The sequence below is a fragment of the Paenibacillus ferrarius genome, assembly GCF_002027705.1.
Lineage (GTDB): Bacteria > Bacillota > Bacilli > Paenibacillales > NBRC-103111 > Paenibacillus_E > Paenibacillus_E ferrarius.
The window spans coordinates 64944-90572 of sequence record NZ_MBTG01000003.1; the positions used below are offsets into that span (position 1 = coordinate 64944).

The following is a 25629-nucleotide window of genomic DNA, read 5'->3' on the forward strand; positions in this document are numbered from 1 at the left end:
CAAATGCGGTACAATAAGAATATTCGTGCCAATATGAATGATTCAGGAGGCTTTTACCACAATGACAGAAAAAGATATCGAAACACAAGCGGAAGAAGTAAACGAACAAGATCAGGAACGCGAACAAGCCCAAATCATTATGACTTGGTTTCAACACATTCAAGAAGTAATGAAAGAGCAATTCCCTGAATATGAAGTGGATGGTCAAATCGGAAATAACCCGACTTATGGACCGATGTTTGCTTTTACGCTGAACAAAGATGAGAAGTCCACATCCTGCGGATTTTTCTTGAATGAAATTATGAGAAACTTCCAGACGAATCCGAATGCAGGGCTTTGGCTTTCATCTTTCTTTGTAGATTTGCTTAGAAGTCCTGACAACCATCCGCTGCCGAATCCTCCGCAGACAGAAGATGAAGCGAAGGATTTGCTGGATAAACATATTGTTCCTTACTGTGCTTCAACTGTACGCGAAGAGTTCCCGGATCAGAAGATCTATGTAGATCTGGAGCTTCATGAAGAGCATGGCCCTGTTCTTGAAGCAGGCTTCGTGGCCGTCCAGGATGGCAACAATACATGTGCGCTGCCTTTGCAATATTTAATGACGTTATATTTACTGAATCGCGATCCGGCTGAGCCGCTTATTCAAGCGATGTATCGTTTATATGAAGAAAATAATTTAGGTCAATAAAGATTATTAAACAAGGGCTGTCCAGAAGTAGATAAACCTACTCGAGGACAGCCCTTTCATTTTAAGCAGATTGTGCGGAAGAGAAAGCCAGCCGCTTCGTTATTTATTCAAGCTGCGGTAATCCTCATACGTTCGTATTATCGGAAGCGATGGGCTTGACGTGAGCTTTGCATATTTCATTGCATGTGAAGTATTAAACAGCACAACAGAGTCAGATGGCAGCAGCCAGCCGTTGTCACAGAGAGCAAGCAACCCTGCCCAAGCAGCCGAGCCTTCCGGCGATGCGGAGATGCCTTGCGAACCTAAAGTCTGCGTGGCTTCTGCTATTTGGCTCTTGGACAAGGCGAGGGCAGTTCCTCCGCTCTCTACAATAATAGAAAGAATCAGCGCTAAATCAGGCGGATTCGGCACTCTCATGCCTGTCGGACTGGCAATAGCATGAACGGCCGGAGTCATTGCAGCTTGATTTAACGCAGCCAAGCCATCCACGATGGGCTGACAGCCTTCTTCCTGCACACAGACGAACCTTGGCATAGGCCCGTCTATCCAGTGAAGTGCTTTCAACTCGTGGTAGGCTTTCCACATGCCAATAATGCCTGAACCGCCGCCAGTGGGATAAATAATGACGTCGGGGAACTTCCAGCCTAGCTGCTCGGCGAGCTCAAGTCCCATCGTTTTTTTGCCTTCAACACGACCAGGCTCTTTCAATGTTCCTACATTGATCCACCCCTGTTCGTGCTTGCCTGCTTCAATTATGGCGGCTGCATCATGGATGAATCCATCAACGAGGTAAGTAGCTGCCCCATAGAGGGGGCACTCCTCTACAATGAGCGGGGGACAATCCAGCGGAATGAAGACAGAAGCTTCAATGCCTGCGTAACCGGCGTAAGCCGCTAAAGCGCTGGCGGCGTTGCCATTGGAAGGAACAGCTGCTTTGGTCCTGTCAGATTCCTTGAGCAGCGAAACAGCAACAGAGAATCCCCGGGATTTGAAGCTTCCTGTTGGATTCTGCTCTTCTCTTTTGAGCCACAGCTGCCCTATAGGCAGCTTCTTCTCCCACGTCGTCAAGCGAACGAGCGGCGTCCAGCCTTCGCCTAAGGTGATGATACAATCCGGGTTGCTCACAGGAAGCAAATCTTTGTATCTCCACATGGATGGGCAGCGTGTCGTTAAGACTTCCTTCTTGAAAGTTCTGCCTATACACTCGAGGTCGTAGTCGACTAACAGTGTTCCTCCACAATCGCATTTCATTTCTACATATCGAAAGGGGAGCTTGGCAGAACAGCGTGAGCAATAAAGCCCCAAACGGTTCATCTCCGGGCCTCCTTTATTTTTTATATTGACTTTTTATTCCCGAGTGACGGTTGGAAGATTTACGAAAAGATTTGATTATGCGAAACATCGATTTATCCTTCAGCTTCAAAAACAACTCCAGCATGGGTGCAAAATTAACCTCAATAATCCAAACATTGCCCTTCTTGTCAAACGCCATATCAATCCCCATCGTATCCACCCCGTGGTAGGAAAGACTTAATTGTTCGGCGCTTAGCAAAGCGACTTTATCCAGTTGAGCGAGAAAATCATTGGTATTGATGCTGCTCAGCTCTGATTGCTTGAGAGCCTGTTCGACCGTAACTACTTTCCCGCCGCTCAGGCGAATATTCGTGACAATGAAGCCGTTTCCGGCGACTTTGGCCAGCTTGCCGGTCACTTGCCAAGACGAGCCTGGACGCCGCTGCACCATTACCCGCAGATCAAACGGGCGGCCGTTCACGGAAGCCAGCGGTATGCGCTGCTGAACAATGTGGTTCTTTCCGGCCTTTTTTTTCACAAAAGCAGCTAGCTTGGACTTGTCTGAGAAGTTTTTTTTCTTTGCTCCGTCTTGGACTTCATACGTTGAGAGAGCTGTTTGTTTAATTGCGATAACACCATTGCCGCCATAGCTGCCGGTTGGTTTAACAATGACTTCTCCGTATTTGGTGAGCATGCTGAGGAACGTACGTTCTTTCAGCCAAGCAGTTTCCGGTAGGTACATCTTGATCTCAGGAGATTTGCGGAGAAGCTTGTACTTCGTCCATTTGCTTGTGCTTAAATTACTCATAAGGCTGCACTTCTTGCTCAGCGATGACGATATTATGATCCTCTACTCGGAGGATTTGATTGTTTTCATCAACAAAAACCACCTGTGGCTTTAGTAGGCTGATTTCCGTTTCATCCATGAGCCCCATACTGAGAATGATGACAAGATCGCCAGGTGCGAACAAGTGTGCAGGAGGGCCGTTCAAGCCAATTTTACCGCTGCCCTCAGGCGCAGGAATGGCGTAAGTTTTCCACCTTGTGGCATTGCGAAGGCTTGTAATTTGAACCATCTCATAAGGGTAAATATTCGCTTTTTGCATGAGCAGTCGATCTATCGAAATGCTTCCAACATAATTCAGATCGGCTTCCGTTACTGTCGCGCGGTGGATCTTTCCTTTACACATTAGACGCTGCATAAGCAGTAGCTCCTTTATGATTACATAGGTTGTTCCTACCAGCTTATGATAATTGGCTGACTTCTGGTTTAGGTGTAATCCCTGATTTAATGAAAATAGTTTCGTGTCACGCTCCAATTAAGGCTGTGATATACTTAAGAATCAGTAGTTGCGACGAAAAAAAGGAGTGAATGGTTCTGTCCGCTATTTTGTTAATTGAACATTTGCATAAGAAGCATCCGAATGGCGGCGAAGCGCCTTTGTTTGACCGCATTAGCGCGGAAGTAGCGCCTCAGGATCGAATCATTATTCTTGGACCATCCGGTCAGGGCAAGAGTACTTTGCTGCGGGTTATCGCCGCATTAGAAAGCAAAGATGGCGGCCAATTAACACTTCATGGCAAGCAAACTGCTGACTGGGGTCCCACAGAGTGGCGCAAACGGGTATGCTATGTTCCTCAACAGCCAACAATGCTGCCTGCAACCATTAAGGATAATCTGGCTACCGTGAGCAAGCTTCATCAAACGACCTTTGATCAACAAGCAGCGGAAAGCTTGATGAATCAAGTTGGGCTTGGTGATCTGGATTGGTCTCAGAAAGCGGCGGAATTGTCAGGAGGCCAAAAGCAGCGGGTTCAACTTGTCAGATCAATGCTGCTGAAGTCCGATATTCTGCTCCTTGACGAGGCCACGTCTGCCCTTGATTCGCAAAGCAAGCAGGCGGTAGAAGCCACATTGATGAAATGGCACCATGAACAGGGGAAAGGGATCATTTGGGTCACTCATGAACAGGAGCAAGCTCGTCGAGTCGGCAACCGCTTCTGGCATTTGGATAGTGGTATTTTGGCGGAAGCTCGGATGGAGAACTTATTCCAAAAAACGCCATCTGAACGTGTTGAAAAGGGGGATGATCCTGCATGTCAACATTAGCTTTGGGCTTCACGCTGACCTTTGTCATGATTACGATCGCTTTGTCGAAATGGCAAAAGCTGGGGCTGGAGAAAGATATAGCGCTGGGCACAATTCGGGGTTCCTTGCAGTTGTTATTTATTGGATATGTCCTCCATTATGTGTTCAAAACAGAGAACATAGCACTCATAGGCATCATCATTGCCATTATGATCGGAATAGCCACACACAACGCGGGCAAGCGTGGCGAGGGTTTGCAAGGTATTCATTGGCGGGTGGCAGTTTCTATTGCCGTAACGGAGGTTTTGACGCTGTCTCTGATGCTGGGGCTGGGAATCATTAAGCCAACGACCCAGTTTATTATTCCGATCAGCGGAATGACGATAGGCAGCTCCATGATCGTGTGTGGTTTGTTTTTGAATCAAATGAACCGTGAGGTCGCCTCCTCCAAAGAAGAGATCGAAGCCCTGCTGGCGCTGGGCTCAACCGTAAGACAAGCCATACAGCAGGCGCTGCAGCGCTCCGTGAAGGCCAGTATGATCCCAACGATTGACGGGATGAAGACCGTAGGACTCGTTCAATTGCCCGGCATGATGACGGGCATGATTATCGCTGGCGCCAATCCGGTAGAGGCGGTGCGCTATCAGATTTTGATTTTGTTTGCTTTCACCGCCGCTGCTGCCATCACAAGCATTATTCTCAGCATGCTGAGCTATAAGCTTTGGTTCACTAAGGAAATGACGCTGAAATAGAGCGATATATTTCCCAGGGAATTGTAGGAGTCGACAGACAAAAAACCTGTGACTACGCTGGTTTACCCAGTAGCGCCACAGGTTTTTCCTATTCCTCTTCCTGCTCATTGCCTCAAATTAATTTAATCCCGCTAATTAATACCAAGCTCGCGATGATGATTCGCAGCACATGCGTCGGGGCTTTGGTAGACATCATGCTGCCGATGAGAACTCCCGGAATGGAGCCGATCAGCAGATTGAGCACCAGCGTGTAATTCACATTGCCCATACTTGCATGCAGGATGCCTGCCGCAGAAGCAAGGAAAAATGCGTGCGCAATATCAGTCCCGACGAGCTGGGCCGGATTCATGCGAAAAAAATAAAGCATCGCTATCGCATACAAAGAACCGGAACCAATGGACGTGAGCCCAACGATGAAGCCCAGCACGGCTCCAATTGTGATGGTCAATCCGCGTTTTTCTTGCAGGCTTTTCAACTGCCAGCGATTTTCTTTGAGCTTGTGTCCGAAAAATACTTTGAACAAGGTAGCAAAGGCCACCAGAATCAGAACGTAGCCGAGTGCATGCTTGATCATGAGTTCTTGGTTGTTAAAAAATGAATCGAATAATTTCAGGAAGAGAACTGCGACAATAACGCCCGGAATACTGCCCATGGCCAACATTTTGACTAGTTTAAAATCAATCGTTTTCTGCCGCCAATGCTGGATGGTTCCAAAAAGCTTCGTAATGGAATTATAAAGCAGATCTGTGCCGACGGCGATAGAAGGATGAATACCGATCAGAATTAGGATCGGAGTCAGCAGTGAGGCTCCGCCAACGCCAGTTAAACCAACTAAAAAACCAACAAATACCCCCATCAGTAATACACTTAAAGTCATGTTGTCATGTCCCCAATCTGATTACCCACTAAATCAATTGGATTAATTTTATTATATAGAAAAGCATTATGTAAAGAAAAATTTTCAATTAGATGTTCAAATAATCATTTTCCCCCTCATAAAGTTTCTGTTCATCAAAGAGGGAATCAGGTACAATATGGGAACGTGACTAAAAAGCAAGTAGAGAGGAGCAAGTATGAGTAATCGAACAACGGTGATGGTCAGTATTGTTCTGGCAATGCTTGTAGCATCGATGGATACAACCATTGCCAATACGACGATGCCGATTATTGTGAAAGAAATTGGTGGGAATGACCTGTATGCGTGGGCATTTACCTCATATATGGTCTTATCTACGGTATTGGCTCCATTAGCTGGCCGACTGTCGGATTTGTTTGGTCGGAAAAGGATTTATGCCGCGGGGATCCTTCTGTTCCTGGGAGGCTCCATCCTGTGCGGTCTATCTCAGAGCATGCTTCAGTTGATTATTTTCCGAGCTGTTCAAGGGATCGGGGCAGGGGTTATGATGCCGTTTCCTTCTATTATTGCCGGCGATATTTATCCGGTTGAGCAGCGGGGCAAAGTTCAGGCCTTTTTTACGGCAATGTGGGGGCTGTCAGCGGTTCTGGCACCGTTATTAGGCACATTTTTCGTGACCTACTTGAGCTGGCGGTGGATTTTCTTCGTGAATATTCCGATATGCATCGTTTCGCTAATTGCCCTTCAGCCTTATAAAGAAGTGTATCAACCGAAAAAATCGGTGGTCGATTATGGCGGCGCAATCTTGTTCGCAGGAGGGATTTCGCTTCTTCTGCTGACGACGACTGTAGATCGGTACAACGCCCTATTCGGTGTAGTAGGAGCATTGCTGATCATTGTGTTTATTTTTTATGAAAAAAGGCACAGCGCTCCTATTGTTCCATTAAATATTATGCGCAATCGTCCTGTTGCGATCATGATCGCCGGTTCTTTTATCAGCTGTGCGGCTTTGTTCGGAACATCCAGCTTTCTGCCTCTTTTCTTGCAAAATCAAGGCCATTCGCTTTTTATTAGCGGAATTGCACTTCTGGGAACCTCCATCGGATGGATGGTTGTGGCTGTCCCTTCAGGGAAGTGGGTGCTGCGCTACGGCTACAAGCCACTGCTGATTGCAGGCAACTTATTGCTCGTTGTGACCGCTGTAATGCTGTTCTTTTTGCGAGAAAGCACCTCGTTCTGGTATTCTTTTGGTGCTTTAACACTTCTGGGGCTTGCCTTCGGATTAATCTTTACCGTGTCCACGATCGGTGCTCAGCAGTTGGTTGAGGCCAATCAAAAAGGCATTTCAACCTCGCTTCAGCTATTTGCCCGGAATATCGGAACAGCGGTCAGCGTCACGATTATGGGAGCGATTTTGACCAAATCAAGCGCTTTTTACACGGGTTTTCACGGAATGTTCGTCTTCGGTCTCATCGTGAGTGTCCTCTCCCTTGCCATTCCGTTCGCAATTCGATCAACCTCGAAGCAAACGGCTTAAGTAATCGCAAGACGAGCTTCTTCATTTAAAAAGGTAAAGCCAGAAGCGCTCAATACCCAGCGTTCTGGCTTTTTCTTTTATGAAACGATTTGTTCTGAGGACCATTGCAATGTTTTGGTTTTGGATAAATCTCTGAGAAAAGCGGTGAAGATCGGCTTTCCCTCATGGTGGCAGCCTGTAAACGTGATCTCCACCGGAAATGCGGTACGATCGGCACGGTAAGCTAGCATTTCAAGCCGTTTGCCCATTAAGGCGTCATCTTGTCGGGCAAGCTGACCGAATAAGGAAGCAGCCGCTTGTCCATTTTGATCAAAGGGAAAAAGAAAATCCAGCAAGGTTAAACTAAGCGCATATTTCCTCGTGTAGCCAAATGCAGCCTCAGCGGCCGGATTGAATTCAATAAGCCAACCTCGGTTGTTAAACATCAGAATGCAGTCCAGACTAGACGTTAGGATAGATGCACGAAGCGTAAATTGATTTTGCAGTTTTTGATCTGTTTTCAACGAACTGCTTAAGTTGATGAATAATAGGATCACCGTGCCAAAAGCAACAAACATGGCTAAGATAAAATTATCCATACTCACTGAGTCTGCTGGGAGGAGGATATTTTGGGCCGGAAAATCGATATCCGCTGCGAGAATTCCGACGAAATGCATGCAGATAAACATCAGGCTCATGAACAATCCGTTCATGATAATTCGTGGACTCTGTAAATAAGACAAATACAAGGCTAGCATACTTGCGCCGACGGACATGACAATGGAGATCACAAAAAGAGCAAGTTTGAAATGAATGACAACGTTGGTGACAGCGCCTAATCCAATGTAATGCATACTGGCAAAGCAGAAACCCATAAAGGTTCCACCGAAGAACAGCCTCGGTATTTCCAGCTTGGAACGATACATAATAAAAAAACCGACGAGCGCACCTGCGATAGCGATAGCTAAAGAAGTAACGACGGCTTGTAAATCATAAGTAATATTCAGTGATAAAGGATGAGCCAAGAATGCGATAAAATGCATGGACCAGACACCGGCTCCTAATGATAGTGCACTGCAAGCAATCCATAACTTCTGCTGACAGGCGGTTGTTGCGGCAATCTTTCGCGTCAGGTTTAAACTTATAATCGAGGTTATCAGGATTAGGACAAAAGCGAGAAAGATTAAGGCAATAAAATAAGTTTCAATACTCATATCGTGCATGTCCATATCCTCACATTCTATCGGGGCTATCTCTTTATATTGACACTTGATTATCTAAGCTGTAAGCTGATTTGGAAATTAAAAAAAATAAAAATCAGCACGTATTTTTTATATTATAGAGGTCGGCAAAGTAACCTGTATATAGCGGTAAATGTAGCTTTATGTCTTTCATTGTCGAAATACACTAAGACTTCACATAGTTTAAAAAGGAGTGCAAATGAGTAAAGTCAATGGCATACATGGCATCATTTTTGATATGGACAATACCTTGCTTCAATCGCATATTCAGTTCAAAGCTATGAAAGAGGAAGTTGCCGAGCTGCTCATGCAGCAAGGTTATTTAGGAGCCTCATTTTCAATGGAAAATCACACGACTTCAACAATATTAGCCAATGCTCAAAAAGAGGGGGCGCCTTCTCATCTAATCGAGGCTGCCCTGCAAATTGCCCAAAAGCATGAACTTCGCGGCATGGAAGGGGCAGGTTTGGAGCCAGGGGCAATGGAGCTGCTGGATGCGCTGAAAGGTCATTTCAAACTTGTCATTGTGACGAATAATTCCCTGGCAGCAGCGCAACAAGCGTTAGAAATAACAGGCATTAAGGATCATTTTGATCTTATTGTCGGCAGAGAGCAGATGGATGCAATGAAGCCTGCCCCATCAGGTTATTTGGTTGCCATGAGGCACTTTCCTGAACTCCAAGCGAAAGGTTGGCTGTCAGTTGGCGACTCTTGGATAGATGGTCAAGCTTCCAGAGATGCGCATATTCCTTTCATCAGCTATGGACGAACGACGTATGCAATGGAGGAAAAAGGCGTACAACCTATCGCTCACATTGACAAGCTGCTGAGTCTGTTAGATTATGTATAGATTAAAAAGATAATGAGAAAAGAGTGATCCGCATGTTAATAGATGTGAAATCCAGAATTCAAGAAGACGGCATACAAGAGCTGTTAAGCTATAGCGTGTTTCCAGATCCTGATCGTTTGGAACAAACAATTCAGCAATATAAGGAAGATTTGAACCTTTGGCTTTATGGTTATGAATCCGAAGGCATTTTGGTCGGAATCATTGGATTCCGGATCAATGACGAACAAGAGATGACCATTACTCATTTGGCTGTTGAGCCTGAGAGTCGGGGCGTTGGATTTGGAAGAGGCATTATTCTCGAAATCATTGAAGACATGCATCCGCTGAGAATCGTCGCAGAGACGGACGAAGAAGCCGTCCAATTTTATCGCAATATCGGTTTCGTCATTCGCAGCTTGGGAGAGAAATATCCAGAAGTGGAGCGGTTTATGTGTACTTATGAGGTTGATGGGGATATAGACGAGGACTAAGGGTAGTGAGTCCTATGATTGATACTTGAAGATCGGAGCGCAGCCTCTGGTCTTTTTTTTGTGGGCTGCAACTGGGCGGAAGAAGCCCCATGAACATAAAGTTGTTGTCATGTTAGGAAACAATGCGCATATATTGTTGTAGGTTATTCTCTTATAACAAAATTTGAGAGCGCTTTCCGCTTCGCCATTTAAGTGACAAAATTCACAATGATGACAAGCATGAAGTCGCTTATTGTAAGAAAGTTTTCATAAGAGACAGGAGGGTGCAGAGATGCTGCATATCGTTGTGTGTATTAAGCAGGTACCTGACTCGAGAGAAATTCGGATTGATCCGAAGAACAACACGTTAATCCGGCAGGGTGTTCCCAGCATTGTGAATTTCTATGATATGCATGGGCTGGAAGAAGCGCTGCGTATTAAGGATGAACAAGGAGCAAGAATCACCGTTGTAACGATGGGACCACCGCCGGCGGAGAAGGGTTTGAAAGAATGTATTTCACTTGGAGCCGATGAGGCTGTTTTGGTAACAGATCGTGGTTTTGCAGGTGCGGATACGTTAGCTACTTCGTATGTGGTTGCACGTACGATCCAGAAAATAGCCGAGACTTGGGGGCCTGTCGATATCGTGTTCTGCGGTAAGCAGACTTTGGATGGAGACACGGGGCAAGTTGGCCCGGGTGTTGCTTGTCGGTTGGATCTGGAGCAGTTAACGTATGTGAACAAAGTCGTCAACGTGGATGAAGAGAATCGCAAGGTGCGCGTTCACCGGCTTCTGGAGGATGGGATCGAAGTGGTGGAGACAAGCATGCCGGTGCTCATCACCGCGTTGAAGGAGCTGAATAAAGTTAGGCGAGCTTCACTGCCAGGCATGGTGCGTGCCGCGAGGTATAAGCCTACCGTGTGGACAACAGCGGATTTCCCTGATCTGGAGCACGCCAAAATTGGTTTAAAGGGCTCGCCGACCATTGTTGCCAAAACATGGGTGCCGGAAATCAAAGCAGTGAAAACCCAGATGCTGGCATCTGACTCCCCGGAAGAGGCGGCTGCGCTGCTGGCGGATCAGCTGTGGACGAAGGAGATTCAAACTTTGCTGGATTGGTCTTCTTAACACTCTGTTAATAAGGTGAATGGATAGAATGGAGGAATTACGATGGCAAATGAACAAGCATCGGAGCAGTCGGAAGCGGCAATGCCCGATTGGTCCGCATATCGGGGAGTTTTGATCGTGGTGGAGCAGCGCGATGGCGCCGCCAAAAAGGTGTCCTGGCAGCTGCTGGGCGAAGGCAAGAAGCTGGCAGCCAAGCTGGATGCGCCGCTCATGGCGCTCGTGATCGGCGAGGATGTCGCACATCTCGCTGAGGAAGCCGTGCATTACGGCGCAGACCGGGTGTTCCTGTGCGAAGCGCCTGAGCTTCGCACCTACCGGACCCGGCCGTACAGTCGGGTCGTCTTGAAGCTGATCGAGGAAGCGAAGCCCGAGATCGTGCTGTTCGGCGCGACGGCAACGGGCCGCGACTTAGCAGGCGCGATCGCGACGCACCTGCCGACGGGCTTGACGGCCGACACGACGCAGCTCGACGTGGAGCCGCCGCCGTCAAGGCTGCTGCTGGCCAGCCGGCCGGCTTTTTCTGAGAAGATGATGGCCACCATCCTCTGCAAGCAATACCGGCCGCAAATGGCGACAGCGCGGGCCGGGGTCTTTCAGGCGCTGCCGAAGGATGCCGCGCGTGAGGGCGAAATCGTGCGCATCGAGGCAACGATGCGCGAGGAAGAGATTGCCGCGCAGGTGCTGGACTTCCTGCGCGAAACGGGCAAGCTCAATCTCGAGGATGCCGAGATTATCGTGGCGGGCGGCCGCGGCTTGGGCGGCCCCGATGCCTTCGGGCTGCTCACCGAGCTGGCGGATGCGCTCGGCGGCGTTGTAGGCGCATCGCGCGCAGCGGTCGACGCAGGTTGGATCGGGCACGAGCACCAGGTCGGTCAAACCGGTGCGACAGTGAGGCCGAAGCTGTATTTTGCAATCGGCATATCAGGGGCCGTCCAGCATACCGTTGGCATGAGCCATGCCGATGTGGTTGTAGCCATAAACAAAGACGAGAAGGCGCCCATTTTTCAATTTGCTCATTATGGCATAGTGGGTGATCTGTTCAAAATTGTGCCAGCGATTGCCGGGGAAATCAAGAAACGCCGAACGTTGTTTGGCGTGCAGCTAACCGAAGCCGATAGTGCCACACCTGCCAATGATTCGACCCGTGCGGTAAGCGAAGCTCTTGAAAGGAGTGAAGCCAAATGAATGAGAAATTCAATGCGATTGTAGTCGGAGGAGGTCCGGCCGGAGCAGCTGCAGCTTTGACGATGGCAAGGGCTGGTTTATCTGTTGTTCTACTGGAGAGGGGAGAGTTTCCCGGCGCCAAAAATATATTCGGCGGCGTCCTCTACCGCAAGCAAATCGAGGAGCTTGTGCCCGAGTTTTGGAAAGAGAAAAACTTCCCGATGGAACGCTACATTGTCGAGCAGCGAATCTGGATGATGGGCAAGGAATCTATGGTCACATTTGGCCATCGCAACGAGGCGTACAAGGAGCCTTTTAACTGTTTTACAGGCCTGCGTGTGAAATTCGATCAATGGTTTGCGGAGAAGGCTGTCGCTGCTGGAGCTATCCCCATCTATGAAACGGTGGCGCTGGATGTCATTCGGGAAGGCAATCGTGTTGTGGGCGTGCGCACGGATCGGGAAGATGGCGATCTCTACGCCGACGTTGTTGTCATTGCAGATGGCGTCAATTCCTTGCTGGGCAAAGCGATGGGTATTCATAAGGAATGGATGCCGGATGAAGTGTCTCTTGCAGTCAAAGAAGTGATTGCGCTGCCGCGGGAGAAAATCGAGGATCGCTTTGGCCTTGAGGGCGATGAAGGCGTGACGATTGAGTTCATGGGCGAGACCTCGCTTGGCATGGCGGGCATGGGCTTTCTCTATACGAACAAGGAAACGATTTCCTTGGGCGTTGGTGTGATGGTTAATCATTTGCGAGACAAAAAAGTGAAGCCTTACGCCGTCTTAGACGCTGTTAAGCAGCATCCGATGATTCGGAAATTAATTCAAGGCGGTGAAACCAAAGAGTACTCCGGCCATTTGATCCCCGAAGGAGGCTTTCACTCGATTCCGCCATTATCCGGCGATGGCTGGTGCGTGTGCGGGGACGCGGCTCAATTGATCAACTTCGTGCATAGAGAAGGTACCAATTTAGCCATGACCTCGGGCCGGTTAGCAGGTGAAGCCATTGTGGAAGCCAAGGAACGCGGGGATTTCTCCGGTGCTTCTCTCCATGCTTATGATAATAAAATAAAGTCTTCATTTGTTCATAAGGATTTGCAAAAATACAAGGGAATGCACCAATTCCTAAAGGATCAGGACCCGGAGCTGTTATTCGACAAATTACCTAGGGCGCTGAATGAAGCGGCTTATAATATGTTTCTTGTGGATGGGATTACAAAAGCAGATAAACAAAAAATGGCCGTGAAACTCATCAAAAATGCGGCTGGCGGAACCGTTAATTTAATGAAGCTGGGTTATAAAGGATGGAGGGCGATGAACGGATGAGCCAATGTGATGTTTCAGATAAGCTGTTTACCATTCGTTACAAATGCGACGATAAATCCCACCTCGTCATTAAAGACACGCAGACATGCCTGAATTGCGTCACCAAAGATTGTAATTTTTTCTGTCCATCCGATGTGTATGAGTGGGAGAAGAAGCTCAAAATCACAACGGTTGCCTATGAGAATTGCATCGAATGCGGAACGTGCCGAATTGCATGCCCTTCCTACAATATTGATTGGGTCTACCCCAAAGGCGGGTATGGCATGACCTATAAATTTGGCTAAATAAACAAAATGACTGGCAGATTGAACGGAACTACGGTGCGTTGAAATGAATGCTTTCGCTCTTATAGAGGGAGAAGTCATTCATAAGCGCTCGTTAGTTCCGTTTCTTTCATTTGTAAGCGAAAGCTTGCGGAAACTACATTCCTCCATATGTAGGTGCAAATCCTCCATAGTTTTGTTCGCGGAAGGATAAGATAATAGAGATGAACTTAGGAGGGATTTTATGAGTATTTCATTTGAAGCGACACAGGGACTGTTTCATTTACAAAATAAGCATATGAGTTATGTGATTCAGCTCATTCATAACGCGTATCCGGCACACGTGTATTGGGGACGGCCCATCAGATCCGGCCAATTGGGCTCGATCATACAATATCGGGAAAGATGCTCGTTTCATCCAAATCCGGTAGTCGAGGATCGCAAAATTACGTTCGATACGATGCCGCAAGAGTACCCGGCTTATGGAACTAGCGATTATCGGGAACCCGCGTATCAAGTTGCCTTAACGAACGGCTCTACGATTACGGAGCTTGTCTACGAGAACCATCGAATTTACCAAGGCAAGCCTGTACTTGAAGGACTTCCTGCAACTTATGTGGAGCAAGAGGAAGAAGCAGAGACACTTGAACTCGCTTTGATCGATAAACTCATCGGTTTAAGAGTGTTCCTATCTTATACGATTTTCAAAGATCATGCGGCAATAACGCGATCTGTCCGTTTCGTCAATGAGGGGAACGCTGATTTGAAGCTTCTTCGCGCTTACAGTACAAGCGTAGATTTCTCGCATGGCGATTATGATCTATTGCAGCTTTCTGGAGCATGGGTGAGAGAACGCGAAATGGTTAGACGACCTTTGGCACCGGGCAAGCTGTCGGTTGAAAGCAGCCGCGGCGCAAGCAGCCATCAGCATAATCCGTTCGTCGCGCTGCTGTCCAAAGATGCTGGCGAAGACCATGGGGATGTGTATGGGTTTAGCCTGGTTTATAGCGGCAACTTCGCGGCGCATGCTGAAGTAGGTCCTTATGGAACTGCGCGTGTTTCGATGGGGATCAATTCCTTTGATTTTAACTGGCTGCTTGAGCCTGGTCAGCATTTCCAAACGCCTGAAGCGGTCATGGTCTATTCCAGTGAAGGTCTGGGGAATATGTCTAGAACGTACCATAGACTGTACCGAACAAGGCTTTGCCGTGGTGAATTCCGCGACCGTACCAGACCTGTGCTTGTTAACAACTGGGAAGCAACGTATTTCCAATTCAATGCGGAGAAAATTGAAAGCATCGCAAGCGCCGGCAAAGAGCTGGGTATCGAGCTATTCGTGCTTGATGACGGCTGGTTTGGCAAACGAGACAGCGATAACAGCTCCTTGGGGGATTGGGTTGTCGATAAAGCGAAACTGCCAAATGGTCTGGAAGATCTCGTTGCCAGAGTGAATGGCATGGGGCTGGAGTTCGGGCTCTGGTTTGAACCGGAAATGGTTTCGCCGAACAGCGACTTATACAGAAAGCACCCGGATTGGTGCCTGCATGTACCGGATCGCAGGCGCACGGAAGGGCGTCAGCAATTGATTTTGGATTTCTCGCGCGCGGATGTTTGTGAAGAGATTACAATGATGATTAGAAATATTTTAAAAAGCGCGCCAATTACCTATATCAAATGGGATATGAACCGGAACATGACAGAAATCGGTTCGGCTGCTCTGCCTCCGGAAAGACAACGCGAGACAGCTCATCGCTATATGCTGGGGCTGTATGGCGTTTTGGAAACCTTAACGGCTGAATTCCCGCACATTTTATTCGAAAGCTGCTCTGGCGGCGGTGGACGATTCGATCCGGGTATGCTGTATTACATGCCGCAAACATGGACGAGCGATAATTCCGATGCCATCTCCCGATTGAAAATTCAATATGGGACAAGCATTGTCTATCCGATTAGTACGATGGGCGCTCACGTTTCAGCCGTTCCTAATCATCAAGTGCATCGTGACACGTCGCTGGAAATGCGCGGCAATGTTGCGATGTCCGGCAACTTCGGCTACGAGCTCGATCTGACTGTCTTCTCGGACGAAGAAAAAGAAATCGTCAAAAAGCAAATTGCCGATTACAAGCAGATTCGACCGCTCGTTCAATTCGGCGACATGTATCGTTTGCTTAGCCCCTTCGAGGGCAATGAAACGGCTTGGATGATTGTATCCGAGGATAAAACCCAAGCGATGGTCGCTTATTTCCGCGTCCTCGCCATACCGAATGATGCGATCAAAACACTTCGCCTCAAAGGACTTAACCCCGACTTTGATTATCAAGTCGCAGGTTTGCAAGGCGAATTCCCCGGCGATCATCTACTCTACGTCGGTCTGCCCGTTGCTGGGCTTCATGGAGATTTCCAAAGCAAAATTTGGCTGCTTGAACGCAGCAGCGCCGAATAATATCATTTCAGCGCAATCAAGCGCAACCCTGCTTAGGATCAAGTGGGGTTGCGCTTTTTGTAGATACGACAGAAAAGCCCGTTCTGCACAGTGGAAAGCAGGGTGTTTAAATTTGCTACTATCTGTTATATGATATTGGCATTAATATCAAATTCATACCTTGGAAGGGAGATTAACGACGCATGCTGCAGAGACCTGATCAAGAGGAATACAACTCTCATTTCGAAACGTATATCAGCCAAGTGCCGGAAGGGGACTATCTTTCCTTTTTACAAAATCAATTGGATGCAATCACGGCCTTATTTGCCGAGATGAGCGAGGAGAAAGCGCTCTTGCGCTATGCCCCAGACAAATGGAGCTTGAAGGAGCTATTGGGCCATGTTACCGATACAGAGCGCATTATGAGCTATCGGATGCTGTGTATCGCACGTGGGGATACAACGAGTTTACCGGGGTTTGATCAAGATATCTATATTGCGAACACTAATTTTGATGAGCTGTCCATCCGTGATTTATTTCGTGATTTTCAGGCTGTTCGGCAATCCACTTTCACGCTGTTGACTACGATCGCGGAACCCGCTTGGGAGCGTCAAGGTATTTCTAACTCTTATCCGACCTCAGCAAGAGCGCTTGCCTACGTTATTGCAGGGCATGCGCAGCATCACCTCAATGTTGTTCATACAAGATATTTGCAAGCTTAATCGCCAACCAAATAAACAGCCCTCCAATGCCACTTGATAGAAAGTGGTGGTGGAGGGCTGTTTGTCGTTCACCATGATGTTAGTAAAGCGACAACGCGAGTGAGTCGCGTTCGTTAAAAGAGTGCAGAATTGCTTCGCAACCAACGATTTCAATGCTAATGATAGAATCCAAGCATTTCTTGATGGTAGCTCTTCCTTTGCTAACCTTTGCTTCAAGCGCAGATTTCAATAAGTTGAACTTCTTTTTATTTTTCTCATCGGAGTAGACAGGCACGGGTTTGTTATGAATCGTAATAAACATTTTCATAGTTTTCACCATCCTAGGAATTGGTTATAGTTTTAGCATATAGGAGGATTATTAATTTAACCTTAAAATAGTTTTACAATTTTGAAACAAAATGTTGATTTTCATAGAAATTGTAGATAACTATTCTAGAAACCCTCAATTTCAGACTATGTATCTGTAATCTTTTTCCTGCTACTATATATACGATTGAGAGAGCAGAAATGTTTCATTCCAATTGTCAATCTGCATGAAGATTTTGTGAATATTTTATAAAAGGGTTCGGTTAAGGAGATTTTTGGCGAAAAAGCTTAGGCGATGTGCCAAATCGTTGTTTGAAGGCTCTATGGAAATAAGCGTAGCTGCCGAAGCCGCAGCTTAGAGCGATTTGTTCAAGAGACAATGATCTGTCATGCATCCGTTCCACAGCAATGGATAACCGTACTTCGAGCGAATATTGGATCATCGTTTTGCCGAAGCACTCTTTGAACAAATGAACGGCGCGCGAAACACTAAGATCAACATGATTAGCGACATCATCAACTTTGAACGTAGCTGTAGCATGGGCTTCAATGAATCTTTTCATCCGAGTGCCGGTGAAGGGGCGTCCCTGCAAGGAGACCGTTTCCGTTGCTGCGCGTTCCACATAGAGGCATAAGGCTTGCAGCAAATAACCGCTGAGCTCATTGTTTTCTTCTTCCATTCTGCGTTTCTCCAGAATTAACTGCCGCCAGAGTGAGATGAGTCTGGCATCCAAATCAATACGTGTGCAGGATTGCTTCTTGCTGCGTTTCCACCATGCGTCAATCCACGTGCCTCGGCAAAATATATAATAATCGCCGCTGGCAATTTTATGATCCAGCTGATTGATATCGTGTTCGATTCGCAGCTCATAGGGATCTCCCGGTTGAAACAGGAGCAAATGGCCCGCTTCAATTCGCTTGAATTTTCCGTCTACAAAAGCTTCGCAAGTGCCTTCAGTCTGCAGTCGGAACAGATAATGGTTAAGTCCGGATTTGTTGCTTGCATGAAACGGCTCCATATGAAAGGAATAGCCGCAAGTTATAAGTTCTGATTCCATGTTATTCACCTTTCATAGCCAAATAGGAGATGTTTTGATTATATCGTGAATGGTCAGAATAGGCTATGATCCATTATACTATGTACATAGGCTTGATTCATTAAAATAGGATAAAGAGAAAAGAGGAGAACAAATGGGACGTTTAGGCATTGGTCTGCAATTGTATACACTTCGTGATGATATGGCGAATGACTTTGAAGGAACACTTCGCCATGTTGCGAAATTAGGATATGAAGGTGTTGAGTTCGCAGGTTATTACGACAGATCGTCTGTTGAAGTAAAAGCACTTCTCGATGAGCTTGGCTTGAAAGCTTTCGGCAGCCATGTGAGTCTTGAAAGATTCCGTACGAATTTGCAAGGGGAAATTGATTTCTTGCACACAATTGGTGCTAAATATGCGATTTGTCCGTATGTTGGCGCTGAAGAGCGTGAATCTGCCGACCAATGGAAAGCTTTGATTGCTGAGTGTGAAGCCATTGCAGTAGAAGTCAACAAACAAGGTTTGCAGTTCTTATATCATAATCATGATTTCGAATTTCATCATAAAGTGAATGACGAGTTCGTCTTCGATGCTATGTTTGCCAAAACAGGTGAAAATGCGATCAACGTTGAGATGGACGTATGTTGGGTACAATTCGCTGGGCAAGATCCGCTTGCTTACATTGCCAAATATGCGGGTCGTTTACCGCTTGTCCATTTTAAAGATTTCACCAAGGATGCTGAAGGCAAGCTAGTTACGCTCGAGCTTGGTCTTGGCGATGTTCCTTTGCAGGAAGTGATCAAGGCAGCGGAGAAAGCTGGCGTTGAATGGCTTGTGGTCGAGCAGGACAATTGCCAGAAACCACCGCTTACCAGCATTGAGAACAGCTTGAACTGGGTAAAAGAGCATTACACGAACGTAACTAATTAATCAGCCCAAAGGAGCAATAATGACAATGAGCAAAATTAAAGTAGCCGTAGTTGGTTGCGGTTCTATTTCTAAACATAGACATATCCCGGAATATGCTTGGAACTCCAATGTGGAGCTGGTTGCTTTCGTAGATCCGATCCTGGAGAGAGCAGAGCATTATGCGCAGCTGCACGGCGGTAAAGCGTATAGCAGTTATGAAGAAATGCTGAAGAGTGAGAAGGTCGACGCTGTCAGCGTATGTACACCTAACTATCTTCACGCAGAAGTATCCATCGCCGCGGCGAATGCCGGTGCGCACGTATTGGTGGAGAAGCCAATGGCTGCCACAGCCGAAGAAGCAGAAGCGATGATTGCCGCTGCGAGGAAAAATGGCGTTTTCCTCATGGTGGGTCATAACCAACGTCTGATGCCTCCGCATGTGAAAGCCAAAGAAATTCTTTCGTCCGGCAAGCTGGGCAAAGTGCTTACATTCCGCACTTCCTTTGGCCACCCAGGCCCGGAAGGCTGGAGCGTTGATGGCCGCGAGAGCTGGTTCTTCCGCAAGGAAGAAGCGGTCATGGGAGCTATGGGCGATCTAGGCGTACATAAGTCCGATTTGATCCGTTGGCTGCTGGATGACGAGGTTGCTCAAGTAGCAGCTTTCGTGGGTACGATCCACAAAGAGGGAACCGATGTTGACGACAACGCAACTTGCTTGCTGCGCATGAAGAGCGGGGCTACAGGCTCTCTGGTTGCTAGCTGGACGTATTACAAAGGTCAAGACAACTCCACTGTCCTTTGGTGCGAGAACGGTGTTATCAAAATCGATACAGATCCTAATGATCAAGTGATCGTTGAACTTCGTGACGGTACTGTTGAGCGTTATAAAGTAGGACAAATCGCAACGAACGAAAAACAAACGCACAGCGGCGTTATTGATGAGTTCGTTACAAGCATTCTGGAAGGCAAAAGCCCGCGCATTTCCGGTGAAGAGGGGCTTCGCTCCTTGAACGTTATTCTGGCTGCTTTCGAATCCGAAGCAACAGGCAAAGTCATTTCCTTATAGGAAATGCCCTAAACTCCATTTCTGAAAAGCCTGCCATTGTGCAGGCTTTTTCAGTTTTTCTATCCTGAAATGCGGACGGTCCTGAGGGAAACAACCTGTTAAGCATTTTATCTTGTCGTTTCTAAACAAATGTGTTAAAGTTTTATTGTTCGATAATATTCGAACAATAAAAGGAGGTGCTTCATAATGACGACGGATAAGGCTTCACCAATAAAGGAAGCTCAAGAACAGGAGGTCATGAGAGAAAGGCTTGTTCTGGGCTTGTGGAGCATTGCGGTCATGCTGATCACAATGAATACAACCATGTTTAATGTTGCGTTGCCACAGATTATGAAGCAGTTCTCATTATCCTCAACAACAGCCTCATGGGTTGTCACGGGATATTCGATTGTTTTTGCGATATCGTCGATAACCTTCAGTCGGCTGTCCGATTATTTGCCTATTCGCAGACTATTAACGATAGGGATCATTTTCTTGGGCGTAGGCTCGTTTCTAGGCATGTTCAGTCATCATTTTCTGATGCTGTTTGCATCTAGAATTTTGCAAGCGATCGGAGCAGGGTCAGGAATCTCCCTAGGGGTGATGTTGGTTACTCGCTATATTCCGATGAGTAGACGAGGCCGCTCAATGTCAACGATCATTTCAACGGCTACGTTCGGTATGGGCTTAGGCCCCGTCTTGGGTGGTGTGATTACGCAGTATTGGGGATGGAATGGCCTGTTCCTCGTCACGGGGTTAATTGTGCTGGTGCTTCCCTTTCTGGTCCGTTTGCTGCCTAAGGAACAAGCCGAACACGTTCGATTTGATTTCGCTGGTGCGATTTCAATCGGGATTGGTGTAACAGGTCTTTTATTATTTATGACAACGAACTCCATTTATGCGCTTGTCGCTGGAGTCGTGTTCCTCTTTGCTTTCTGGTACCGAATCAAAAGTGCGAACGGCCCTTTTGTTCAGCCAGAGCTGCTAAGAAATATGCCGTATATGCTGCTGAGTTTCATGGTCTTTGCCGCATTTGCCGCGCATTTCGCGACACTGTTCCTGATGCCGTTAATGCTTAGTCGACTATTTGGCTTAAGCTCCGTCTACACAGGATTGATCATTTTTCCAGGAGCCATGCTGTCCGCGTTATTTTCAAATGTGGTAGGTCGCATGATTGATAGGTATGGGAACCATCTGATTTTGCGTACAGGGAGTATTCTGATGCTGCTAGGGGCTGTGCTGTTTGGTTTATTCAGCTCATTATCGCCTATTGCCATTTTAATCGTGTATATTCCTTTAAGCCTTGGCGTTACTATGCTCACGACAAGTGTGTCTAACGAAATGTCACGCATTTTGCCAAAGGAACAAATCGGTGCAGGTATGGGGCTCTCACAGCTCATACAATTCGTTGGAGGCGCCTTTGGCGTGGCACTGAGCGGGAAGAGCATCGCTTGGCAAAAGTCAATTCCAATGGGGGATGTATTTACACATATTTATTGGGGTGTAGCTACAATGGTTTTGCTGGCCGGCATCAGCTATCTTCTTTACCGCGCCAGACAGCTTTCTAGACTTGCGCTTGCTCCCAAATAATATAACAGAAACCCCCTTCCTCAGAAGATGAGGAAAGGGGTTTTGGTGCCAGCTGCTGCTTAACGTCCGCCAATTTTGATCGGCACTGTGTTCGACTTGCCTACGGTGGTTTCCCTGGAATCTTTCACATGAACCTGAATGTCCCAAATGCCTGCTTTCAGCAAGCTGCCTTCAACTTTAGCGGTTAGGTTATGCTCATCCTGCCAAGTTGTCGGGACTGCTTTTCCGTTCAAAGTCACAAAACCGAGTGGCGGTAAATTATTGCCTTTCACCGACAGGGTTATGCTGGAACGTCCTGAGATATCGCGGCTGTCTGCTTCAACTGTATTCAGTGTAATCGGGCCGAATCCAAGCATATACTTGGAATTAATAATAGGCACTTTGTAATCTTTGTAAGCATGCCTATCACCGAAAATAATGTCATATTGCAGCGTATCGTAGTTTTTTAGATCTTGTTCATTAATGTTCATCGCTTGGTAATAATCTTTGGGAGGAATGACCGGAATCTTTTTGACTAGCTGGCTTAAAAAGTCCGTATAATAGCTGCCTTGCTGCTTGGATAATTCAATGAGATAAGGACCTAGAAATGACGGGCTGATGTTAAGCTTATCCTTGCGCTCCGTATCGAAATTATTCCATACTACGAGCGGAACGCTGTACATCTTTTTCAGGAAATCAGGGTCGTCTTTGCCGCTGATATACTTCGTGTCCATGTAAGTGGCATAATCATCGCCAAGCGCAGGGAGGTGATCTCCCCAGAAAGCGATAATGGTCGGTTCGCCTTTTTTCTCGTAATACTCAACAAGTTCCTTGAGCATATTGTCCGAGGCATTGATGCCTTGGGCAAGCGTTTCAAGCATGCCTTGCGACGAAGGCGACATATCGCCAGAAACATCAAAATTATTTTTGGGAAATTTGCCAGGATAGAAATGGAAATGGTTCTCCATCGTATTGGCAAAAACAAAATCGGGTCCATCGCTTAACTCAGTCGCATGAATGATATTGGCAGCAACTTCATGATCTGCGATATAAGGGCCTGAATAATTAGGCTTAAAGTATTCTATCGGAATGTATTTCGAGAAGCCAAAGTCCTTATAAACTTTGTTGCTGTTGAAATACCAATTGTAGAAAGGGCTGATAGCTGTAGATGTGTAGCCTTGCCTAGCATAAATGCTCGCTAAAGAATCGACTTCACCTGTAATGAATTGATTGTAGGCAATGGAACCCTGAGGCAGAAAACGCATAGAGTTTCCGGTCAAAACCTCAAATTCAACATTCGCGGTGCCGCCGCCATATTGCGGTGAAAGCATGGTTCCGCTTGTTCCTGTTTGCTGCAGCTTATGAAAGAACGGTATGGGATCTTTGCTGAAGGTCACCCCTTTGATGACCGTTGGATCCCAGAAGGCTTCACTTAGCACGACAATGACGTTCGGCTTAACAGGATTGCCAGGATCGCCGGCTTTAATCGGTTTGGGTGTCTGGCTAACAATAGCCTCGACCGCTTTATCGTCGTAGCCTTCGCGTTTATCAAAAAGCATCGACTTCGTATTGAGAACTGTGGCTAGCGCGTAACCATTTGTCGTTGTGTTCTCTACCTGGTTCCAGACAGAGGCTTTAATCCCGGACCATCTTTGAATCGGTAGAGGCAGGTCTGAGTAGACAGCTGTTAACATCGCCAGAGCAATAATCGCCAAAATGCCACGTTCTTTTAATGCCACTTTTTTCATAAATAAGGGTGTGCGGTACAACAAGTAATAGCTGCTTGCCAAGAAAAATACGATCATAATCAAAATGTTAAAGCTGAAAATATTGGAGAGGTATTTCACCATATCCGAGGCTTCACCGGCTAAAACAATGTCCCAAGGGGTCAAAGGGACTCCGAGGATTTTCAACTTAATACCGCTGATTAGCGCCAAGGAAAGCAGTAGTGCGGATACGACCCAATATGCGATTTTGGTACGACCTATCATAGCGATGAATAAGAGCAGAAGACTGAGGACGATCCATTCATTAAAAAGGAGCTCCAGCACATGCTTATAGCCCCATGTGATCGTTTCTATATAATGCCCTCGGCTCAAGATTTCCATGACCACAACAGGGATAAATGCTATAAGGACTAGCGGCCACCGTTGCCGAAAAAATAAGAGCAAACGATTAAGTTGATTTTTCATAGGTTCTCCTAAAAAGAATGAATTAAGAAATTGTAAATGACAACTGACATTATACCATGGGCGGTCATAATATTCGATGGCAGAATATCTAACAATTTTTATAAGAATAGGAGATTGAAAAGCGTTCTTTTAGGGAGGAAATCAAACAGTTTGTCGAGAAATAGGATAAGAAGATGATGAGATACGGAGGGGATTAGCCTTGGCCAACGAACAAGTTCAATTTCAGAAGAAGGCAACGATACATGCACAACATCGAAGAATGACCAAAAGCGCCCTATTGCGGCGCGGTGTGTTCCTCTTCATAGGGGCAGCCTTAATGTCAGTGGGACTGGAGATATTCCTGGTTCCCAACAAAATTATCGATGGCGGCATCACAGGGATTTCCATTATTTTATCGTATTTGACCCACGTGCAAGTCGGACTATTTTTGACCTTGTTAAATATCCCGTTCTTATTTATCGGCTATAAAATGATTGGCAAAACCTTTGCACTTTCGACATTTTTCGCCATTCTGGTTATGTCCATCGGAACCTCGCTGCTTCATCCCGTACATGAGCTGACGAATGATCCTTTGTTGGCTGCCGTATTCGGAGGCATTATTCTGGGTATCGGGGTTGGGATGGTTATCAGATTCGGAGGTTCACTCGATGGCACTGAAATTATTGCGATTCTGGTATCTAAAAAACTGCCTTTTTCAGTAGGCGAGATCGTTATGTTCTTCAACTTATTCATCCTCGGCAGCGCTGGCTTTGTCTACAGCTGGGATCGTGCCATGTATTCGTTAATTGCCTATTTCATCGCTTATAAAATGATTGATGTGACGATTGAAGGATTCGATGAGTCCAAATCCGTGTGGATCATCAGTGATAGTTTCCGACAAATCGGCGAAGCGATTTTAGATCGTTTGGGGCGCGGCGTTACGTATCTGGAAGGGGAAGGCGGATTCTCCGGAGATAATAAGAAAGTAATCTTCTGTGTCATTACAAGGCTGGAGGAAGCAAAGCTAAAGTCCATCGTGGGTGAGCTTGATCCAAAAGCATTTCTGGCAGTTGGCAACATCCACGATGTCAAAGGTGGAAGATTTAAGAAGAAGGACATTCACTAGTCCGCTTTGTCCGTACCCTTCGTTGTTTCTCCTCGTTCAAATAAGCCTAAATCTCTGATTTTCTGAGCGGCGTCCTTGCTGCTGGGACTACCGAGTTTTTTCAAAATATGTCCGACATGAATTTTGACCGTACGCAAAGAAATGAAAAAACGGCTGGCAATTTCGGTTTGCGTATGGCCTTGATCAATCATCTCCAATACTTGCAGTTCGGTAGGAGTAATCAGATCACTGATTTCTTTTACTTTGAATTGATGCTCAAGCTTTTTGAGTCTGCGGAATTCTTCTCGCATCTGCTCCGCTACCGCGGCGTTAATGGCGGATTGACGGGCATGCACAGCGCGGATAATGCCAGGCAACTCTTCGTAGCGAGATTTGATTTGATAGTCGATGGCGCCGGCTTGGAAAGAACGAAAGATGAAATCTTTCTCTTCCATCGATGTCAGCATGATGACCTTCACGCCCCATGAAAGAACAGCTTGCTCAGCCAGTCCGATTCCGGCGGGCTCATCTTGCAGCATGATGTCCATTAACAGGACGTCAACGCCGGGATCAGCTTCTGTGAAAAGCTCTTTGGCCTCCTCCGAGGTCGATACGGTGCCAACGACGTTCAGATCCGTCTGGCGATTCAGATAAGCTTTGAGGCCGCGCAGCCAGTCTAGATCATCTTCAACAATAAAAACGCGAATTGGTTCCAAGTCAG

General features: G+C 46.8%; 25 protein-coding genes. 16 read left to right on the forward strand and 9 right to left on the reverse strand.

Annotated elements, in window-relative coordinates:
• The first annotated feature begins 61 nt into the window (after positions 1–61).
• Positions 62–691, forward strand: a complete 630-nt coding sequence (locus tag BC351_RS04300; protein ID WP_079409484.1) for a hypothetical protein — start codon at positions 62–64, stop codon at positions 689–691.
• Between the two features lie 99 nt (positions 692–790).
• Here the strand turns inward: BC351_RS04300 and BC351_RS04305 are convergent, their stop codons facing one another.
• The 3 genes from BC351_RS04305 to panD are packed head-to-tail and all read right to left on the reverse strand — an operon-like array spanning position 791 to position 3186.
• Complete coding sequence (locus BC351_RS04305) at positions 791–2005, reverse strand: threonine synthase (RefSeq protein ID WP_079409485.1); 1215 nt, start codon at positions 2003–2005, stop codon at positions 791–793.
• Positions 2006–2018: 13 nt separating this feature from the next.
• On the reverse strand, positions 2019–2792 hold the full coding sequence (locus tag BC351_RS04310; RefSeq protein WP_079409486.1) for a YheC/YheD family protein: 774 nt from the start codon (positions 2790–2792) through the stop codon (positions 2019–2021).
• Entirely contained in the window at positions 2785–3186 is a 402-nt protein-coding gene (gene panD / locus BC351_RS04315; protein WP_079409487.1) for an aspartate 1-decarboxylase, read from the reverse strand. The genes BC351_RS04310 and panD overlap by 8 nt, the downstream gene beginning before the upstream one ends.
• A 170-nt stretch (positions 3187–3356) precedes the next feature.
• Between panD and BC351_RS04320 the strand changes: the two genes are divergently transcribed.
• Together BC351_RS04320 and BC351_RS04325 are read left to right on the forward strand one after the other, a co-directional pair.
• Positions 3357–4094: an ABC transporter ATP-binding protein gene (locus tag BC351_RS04320; protein ID WP_079409488.1), complete on the forward strand. Its 738-nt coding sequence runs from the start codon at positions 3357–3359 to the stop codon at positions 4092–4094.
• Positions 4082–4825 (forward strand): ABC transporter permease, encoded by a 744-nt coding sequence (locus BC351_RS04325; protein WP_079409489.1) that lies wholly within the window; start codon positions 4082–4084, stop codon positions 4823–4825. The genes BC351_RS04320 and BC351_RS04325 overlap by 13 nt, the downstream gene beginning before the upstream one ends.
• Before the next feature lie 112 nt (positions 4826–4937).
• Here the strand turns inward: BC351_RS04325 and BC351_RS04330 are convergent, their stop codons facing one another.
• Positions 4938–5702, reverse strand: coding sequence for a sulfite exporter TauE/SafE family protein (locus tag BC351_RS04330; RefSeq protein WP_079409490.1), 765 nt, complete (start codon positions 5700–5702; stop codon positions 4938–4940).
• 196 nt (positions 5703–5898) lie between these two features.
• On the opposite strand from BC351_RS04330, the gene BC351_RS04335 reads away from it, so the two are divergent.
• Positions 5899–7218 carry an MFS transporter gene (locus BC351_RS04335; protein WP_079409491.1) on the forward strand — a complete coding sequence of 440 codons (1320 nt, stop codon included), beginning with the start codon at positions 5899–5901 and terminating at the stop codon, positions 7216–7218.
• 77 nt (positions 7219–7295) lie between these two features.
• Here the strand turns inward: BC351_RS04335 and BC351_RS04340 are convergent, their stop codons facing one another.
• Positions 7296–8420 (reverse strand): MHYT domain-containing protein, encoded by a 1125-nt coding sequence (locus BC351_RS04340; protein ID WP_158081977.1) that lies wholly within the window; start codon positions 8418–8420, stop codon positions 7296–7298.
• Positions 8421–8637: 217 nt separating this feature from the next.
• Here BC351_RS04340 and BC351_RS04345 point away from each other — a divergent pair, with 217 nt between their 5' ends.
• The 8 genes from BC351_RS04345 (at position 8638) to BC351_RS04380 (ending at position 16765) form a co-directional block, all read left to right on the forward strand.
• The gene (locus BC351_RS04345; RefSeq protein WP_079409493.1) at positions 8638–9288 is read left to right on the forward strand and encodes an HAD family hydrolase; all 651 of its coding nucleotides are present in this window, start codon (positions 8638–8640) and stop codon (positions 9286–9288) included.
• 32 nt (positions 9289–9320) lie between these two features.
• Entirely contained in the window at positions 9321–9758 is a 438-nt protein-coding gene (locus tag BC351_RS04350) for a GNAT family N-acetyltransferase (RefSeq protein ID WP_079409494.1), read from the forward strand.
• A gap of 271 nt (positions 9759–10029) precedes the next feature.
• A complete protein-coding gene (locus BC351_RS04355) occupies positions 10030–10866 on the forward strand; it encodes an electron transfer flavoprotein subunit beta/FixA family protein (RefSeq protein WP_079409495.1) in 837 nt (278 codons plus the stop codon).
• A gap of 42 nt (positions 10867–10908) precedes the next feature.
• The gene (locus BC351_RS04360; RefSeq protein WP_079409496.1) at positions 10909–12051 is read left to right on the forward strand and encodes an electron transfer flavoprotein subunit alpha/FixB family protein; all 1143 of its coding nucleotides are present in this window, start codon (positions 10909–10911) and stop codon (positions 12049–12051) included.
• Positions 12048–13358 carry an FAD-dependent oxidoreductase gene (locus tag BC351_RS04365; protein ID WP_079409497.1) on the forward strand — a complete coding sequence of 437 codons (1311 nt, stop codon included), beginning with the start codon at positions 12048–12050 and terminating at the stop codon, positions 13356–13358. The genes BC351_RS04360 and BC351_RS04365 overlap by 4 nt, the downstream gene beginning before the upstream one ends.
• On the forward strand, positions 13355–13642 hold the full coding sequence (locus BC351_RS04370; RefSeq protein WP_244208883.1) for a ferredoxin family protein: 288 nt from the start codon (positions 13355–13357) through the stop codon (positions 13640–13642). Before BC351_RS04365 ends, BC351_RS04370 begins: the two co-directional genes overlap by 4 nt.
• Positions 13643–13865: 223 nt before the next feature.
• Complete coding sequence (locus tag BC351_RS04375) at positions 13866–16064, forward strand: alpha-galactosidase (RefSeq protein ID WP_079409499.1); 2199 nt, start codon at positions 13866–13868, stop codon at positions 16062–16064.
• Between the two features lie 182 nt (positions 16065–16246).
• Entirely contained in the window at positions 16247–16765 is a 519-nt protein-coding gene (locus tag BC351_RS04380; protein WP_079409500.1) for a DinB family protein, read from the forward strand.
• Positions 16766–16844: 79 nt separating this feature from the next.
• Here BC351_RS04380 and BC351_RS04385 read toward each other — a convergent pair whose 3' ends face one another.
• Both BC351_RS04385 and BC351_RS04390 read right to left on the reverse strand, forming a co-directional pair.
• On the reverse strand, positions 16845–17072 hold the full coding sequence (locus BC351_RS04385) for a 3-dehydroquinate dehydratase (protein WP_079409501.1): 228 nt from the start codon (positions 17070–17072) through the stop codon (positions 16845–16847).
• A 262-nt stretch (positions 17073–17334) separates the two neighbouring features.
• Positions 17335–18129, reverse strand: a complete 795-nt coding sequence (locus BC351_RS04390; RefSeq protein ID WP_079409502.1) for a helix-turn-helix domain-containing protein — start codon at positions 18127–18129, stop codon at positions 17335–17337.
• A gap of 133 nt (positions 18130–18262) precedes the next feature.
• Here BC351_RS04390 and BC351_RS04395 point away from each other — a divergent pair, with 133 nt between their 5' ends.
• From BC351_RS04395 to BC351_RS04405, 3 genes are all read left to right on the forward strand, one after another.
• The gene (locus tag BC351_RS04395) at positions 18263–19039 is read left to right on the forward strand and encodes a sugar phosphate isomerase/epimerase family protein (protein WP_079409503.1); all 777 of its coding nucleotides are present in this window, start codon (positions 18263–18265) and stop codon (positions 19037–19039) included.
• Between the two features lie 25 nt (positions 19040–19064).
• The gene (locus tag BC351_RS04400; protein ID WP_079409504.1) at positions 19065–20084 is read left to right on the forward strand and encodes a Gfo/Idh/MocA family protein; all 1020 of its coding nucleotides are present in this window, start codon (positions 19065–19067) and stop codon (positions 20082–20084) included.
• Positions 20085–20270: 186 nt separating this feature from the next.
• Positions 20271–21653 (forward strand): MFS transporter, encoded by a 1383-nt coding sequence (locus tag BC351_RS04405; protein ID WP_079409505.1) that lies wholly within the window; start codon positions 20271–20273, stop codon positions 21651–21653.
• 59 nt (positions 21654–21712) lie between these two features.
• On the opposite strand, the gene BC351_RS04410 is transcribed toward BC351_RS04405, so the two are convergent.
• Positions 21713–23824 carry an LTA synthase family protein gene (locus BC351_RS04410; RefSeq protein ID WP_079409506.1) on the reverse strand — a complete coding sequence of 704 codons (2112 nt, stop codon included), beginning with the start codon at positions 23822–23824 and terminating at the stop codon, positions 21713–21715.
• 259 nt (positions 23825–24083) lie between these two features.
• Here BC351_RS04410 and BC351_RS04415 point away from each other — a divergent pair, with 259 nt between their 5' ends.
• A complete protein-coding gene (locus BC351_RS04415) occupies positions 24084–24929 on the forward strand; it encodes a YitT family protein (protein WP_079409687.1) in 846 nt (281 codons plus the stop codon).
• On the opposite strand, the gene BC351_RS04420 is transcribed toward BC351_RS04415, so the two are convergent.
• Positions 24926–25624: a response regulator transcription factor gene (locus BC351_RS04420; RefSeq protein ID WP_079409507.1), complete on the reverse strand. Its 699-nt coding sequence runs from the start codon at positions 25622–25624 to the stop codon at positions 24926–24928. The two genes, BC351_RS04415 and BC351_RS04420, sit on opposite strands and share 4 nt — an antisense overlap.
• Between the last annotated feature and the right edge of the window lie 5 nt (positions 25625–25629).

Excerpts from the sequence above, each read along its gene's own strand:
- BC351_RS04300 (WP_079409484.1), top strand. The coding sequence starts at position 62 with ATGACAGAAAAAGATATCGAAACACAAGCGGAAGAAGTAAACGAACAA.
- BC351_RS04305 (WP_079409485.1), bottom strand. The coding sequence starts at position 2,005 with ATGAACCGTTTGGGGCTTTATTGCTCACGCTGTTCTGCCAAGCTCCCC.
- BC351_RS04310 (WP_079409486.1), bottom strand. The coding sequence starts at position 2,792 with ATGAGTAATTTAAGCACAAGCAAATGGACGAAGTACAAGCTTCTCCGC.
- panD (WP_079409487.1), bottom strand. The coding sequence starts at position 3,186 with ATGCAGCGTCTAATGTGTAAAGGAAAGATCCACCGCGCGACAGTAACG.
- BC351_RS04320 (WP_079409488.1), top strand. The coding sequence starts at position 3,357 with ATGGTTCTGTCCGCTATTTTGTTAATTGAACATTTGCATAAGAAGCAT.
- BC351_RS04325 (WP_079409489.1), top strand. The coding sequence starts at position 4,082 with ATGTCAACATTAGCTTTGGGCTTCACGCTGACCTTTGTCATGATTACG.
- BC351_RS04330 (WP_079409490.1), bottom strand. The coding sequence starts at position 5,702 with ATGACTTTAAGTGTATTACTGATGGGGGTATTTGTTGGTTTTTTAGTT.
- BC351_RS04335 (WP_079409491.1), top strand. The coding sequence starts at position 5,899 with ATGAGTAATCGAACAACGGTGATGGTCAGTATTGTTCTGGCAATGCTT.
- BC351_RS04340 (WP_158081977.1), bottom strand. The coding sequence starts at position 8,420 with ATGCACGATATGAGTATTGAAACTTATTTTATTGCCTTAATCTTTCTC.
- BC351_RS04345 (WP_079409493.1), top strand. The coding sequence starts at position 8,638 with ATGAGTAAAGTCAATGGCATACATGGCATCATTTTTGATATGGACAAT.
- BC351_RS04350 (WP_079409494.1), top strand. The coding sequence starts at position 9,321 with ATGTTAATAGATGTGAAATCCAGAATTCAAGAAGACGGCATACAAGAG.
- BC351_RS04355 (WP_079409495.1), top strand. The coding sequence starts at position 10,030 with ATGCTGCATATCGTTGTGTGTATTAAGCAGGTACCTGACTCGAGAGAA.
- BC351_RS04360 (WP_079409496.1), top strand. The coding sequence starts at position 10,909 with ATGGCAAATGAACAAGCATCGGAGCAGTCGGAAGCGGCAATGCCCGAT.
- BC351_RS04365 (WP_079409497.1), top strand. The coding sequence starts at position 12,048 with ATGAATGAGAAATTCAATGCGATTGTAGTCGGAGGAGGTCCGGCCGGA.
- BC351_RS04370 (WP_244208883.1), top strand. The coding sequence starts at position 13,355 with ATGAGCCAATGTGATGTTTCAGATAAGCTGTTTACCATTCGTTACAAA.
- BC351_RS04375 (WP_079409499.1), top strand. The coding sequence starts at position 13,866 with ATGAGTATTTCATTTGAAGCGACACAGGGACTGTTTCATTTACAAAAT.
- BC351_RS04380 (WP_079409500.1), top strand. The coding sequence starts at position 16,247 with ATGCTGCAGAGACCTGATCAAGAGGAATACAACTCTCATTTCGAAACG.
- BC351_RS04385 (WP_079409501.1), bottom strand. The coding sequence starts at position 17,072 with ATGAAAATGTTTATTACGATTCATAACAAACCCGTGCCTGTCTACTCC.
- BC351_RS04390 (WP_079409502.1), bottom strand. The coding sequence starts at position 18,129 with ATGGAATCAGAACTTATAACTTGCGGCTATTCCTTTCATATGGAGCCG.
- BC351_RS04395 (WP_079409503.1), top strand. The coding sequence starts at position 18,263 with ATGGGACGTTTAGGCATTGGTCTGCAATTGTATACACTTCGTGATGAT.
- BC351_RS04400 (WP_079409504.1), top strand. The coding sequence starts at position 19,065 with ATGAGCAAAATTAAAGTAGCCGTAGTTGGTTGCGGTTCTATTTCTAAA.
- BC351_RS04405 (WP_079409505.1), top strand. The coding sequence starts at position 20,271 with ATGACGACGGATAAGGCTTCACCAATAAAGGAAGCTCAAGAACAGGAG.
- BC351_RS04410 (WP_079409506.1), bottom strand. The coding sequence starts at position 23,824 with ATGAAAAATCAACTTAATCGTTTGCTCTTATTTTTTCGGCAACGGTGG.
- BC351_RS04415 (WP_079409687.1), top strand. The coding sequence starts at position 24,084 with ATGACCAAAAGCGCCCTATTGCGGCGCGGTGTGTTCCTCTTCATAGGG.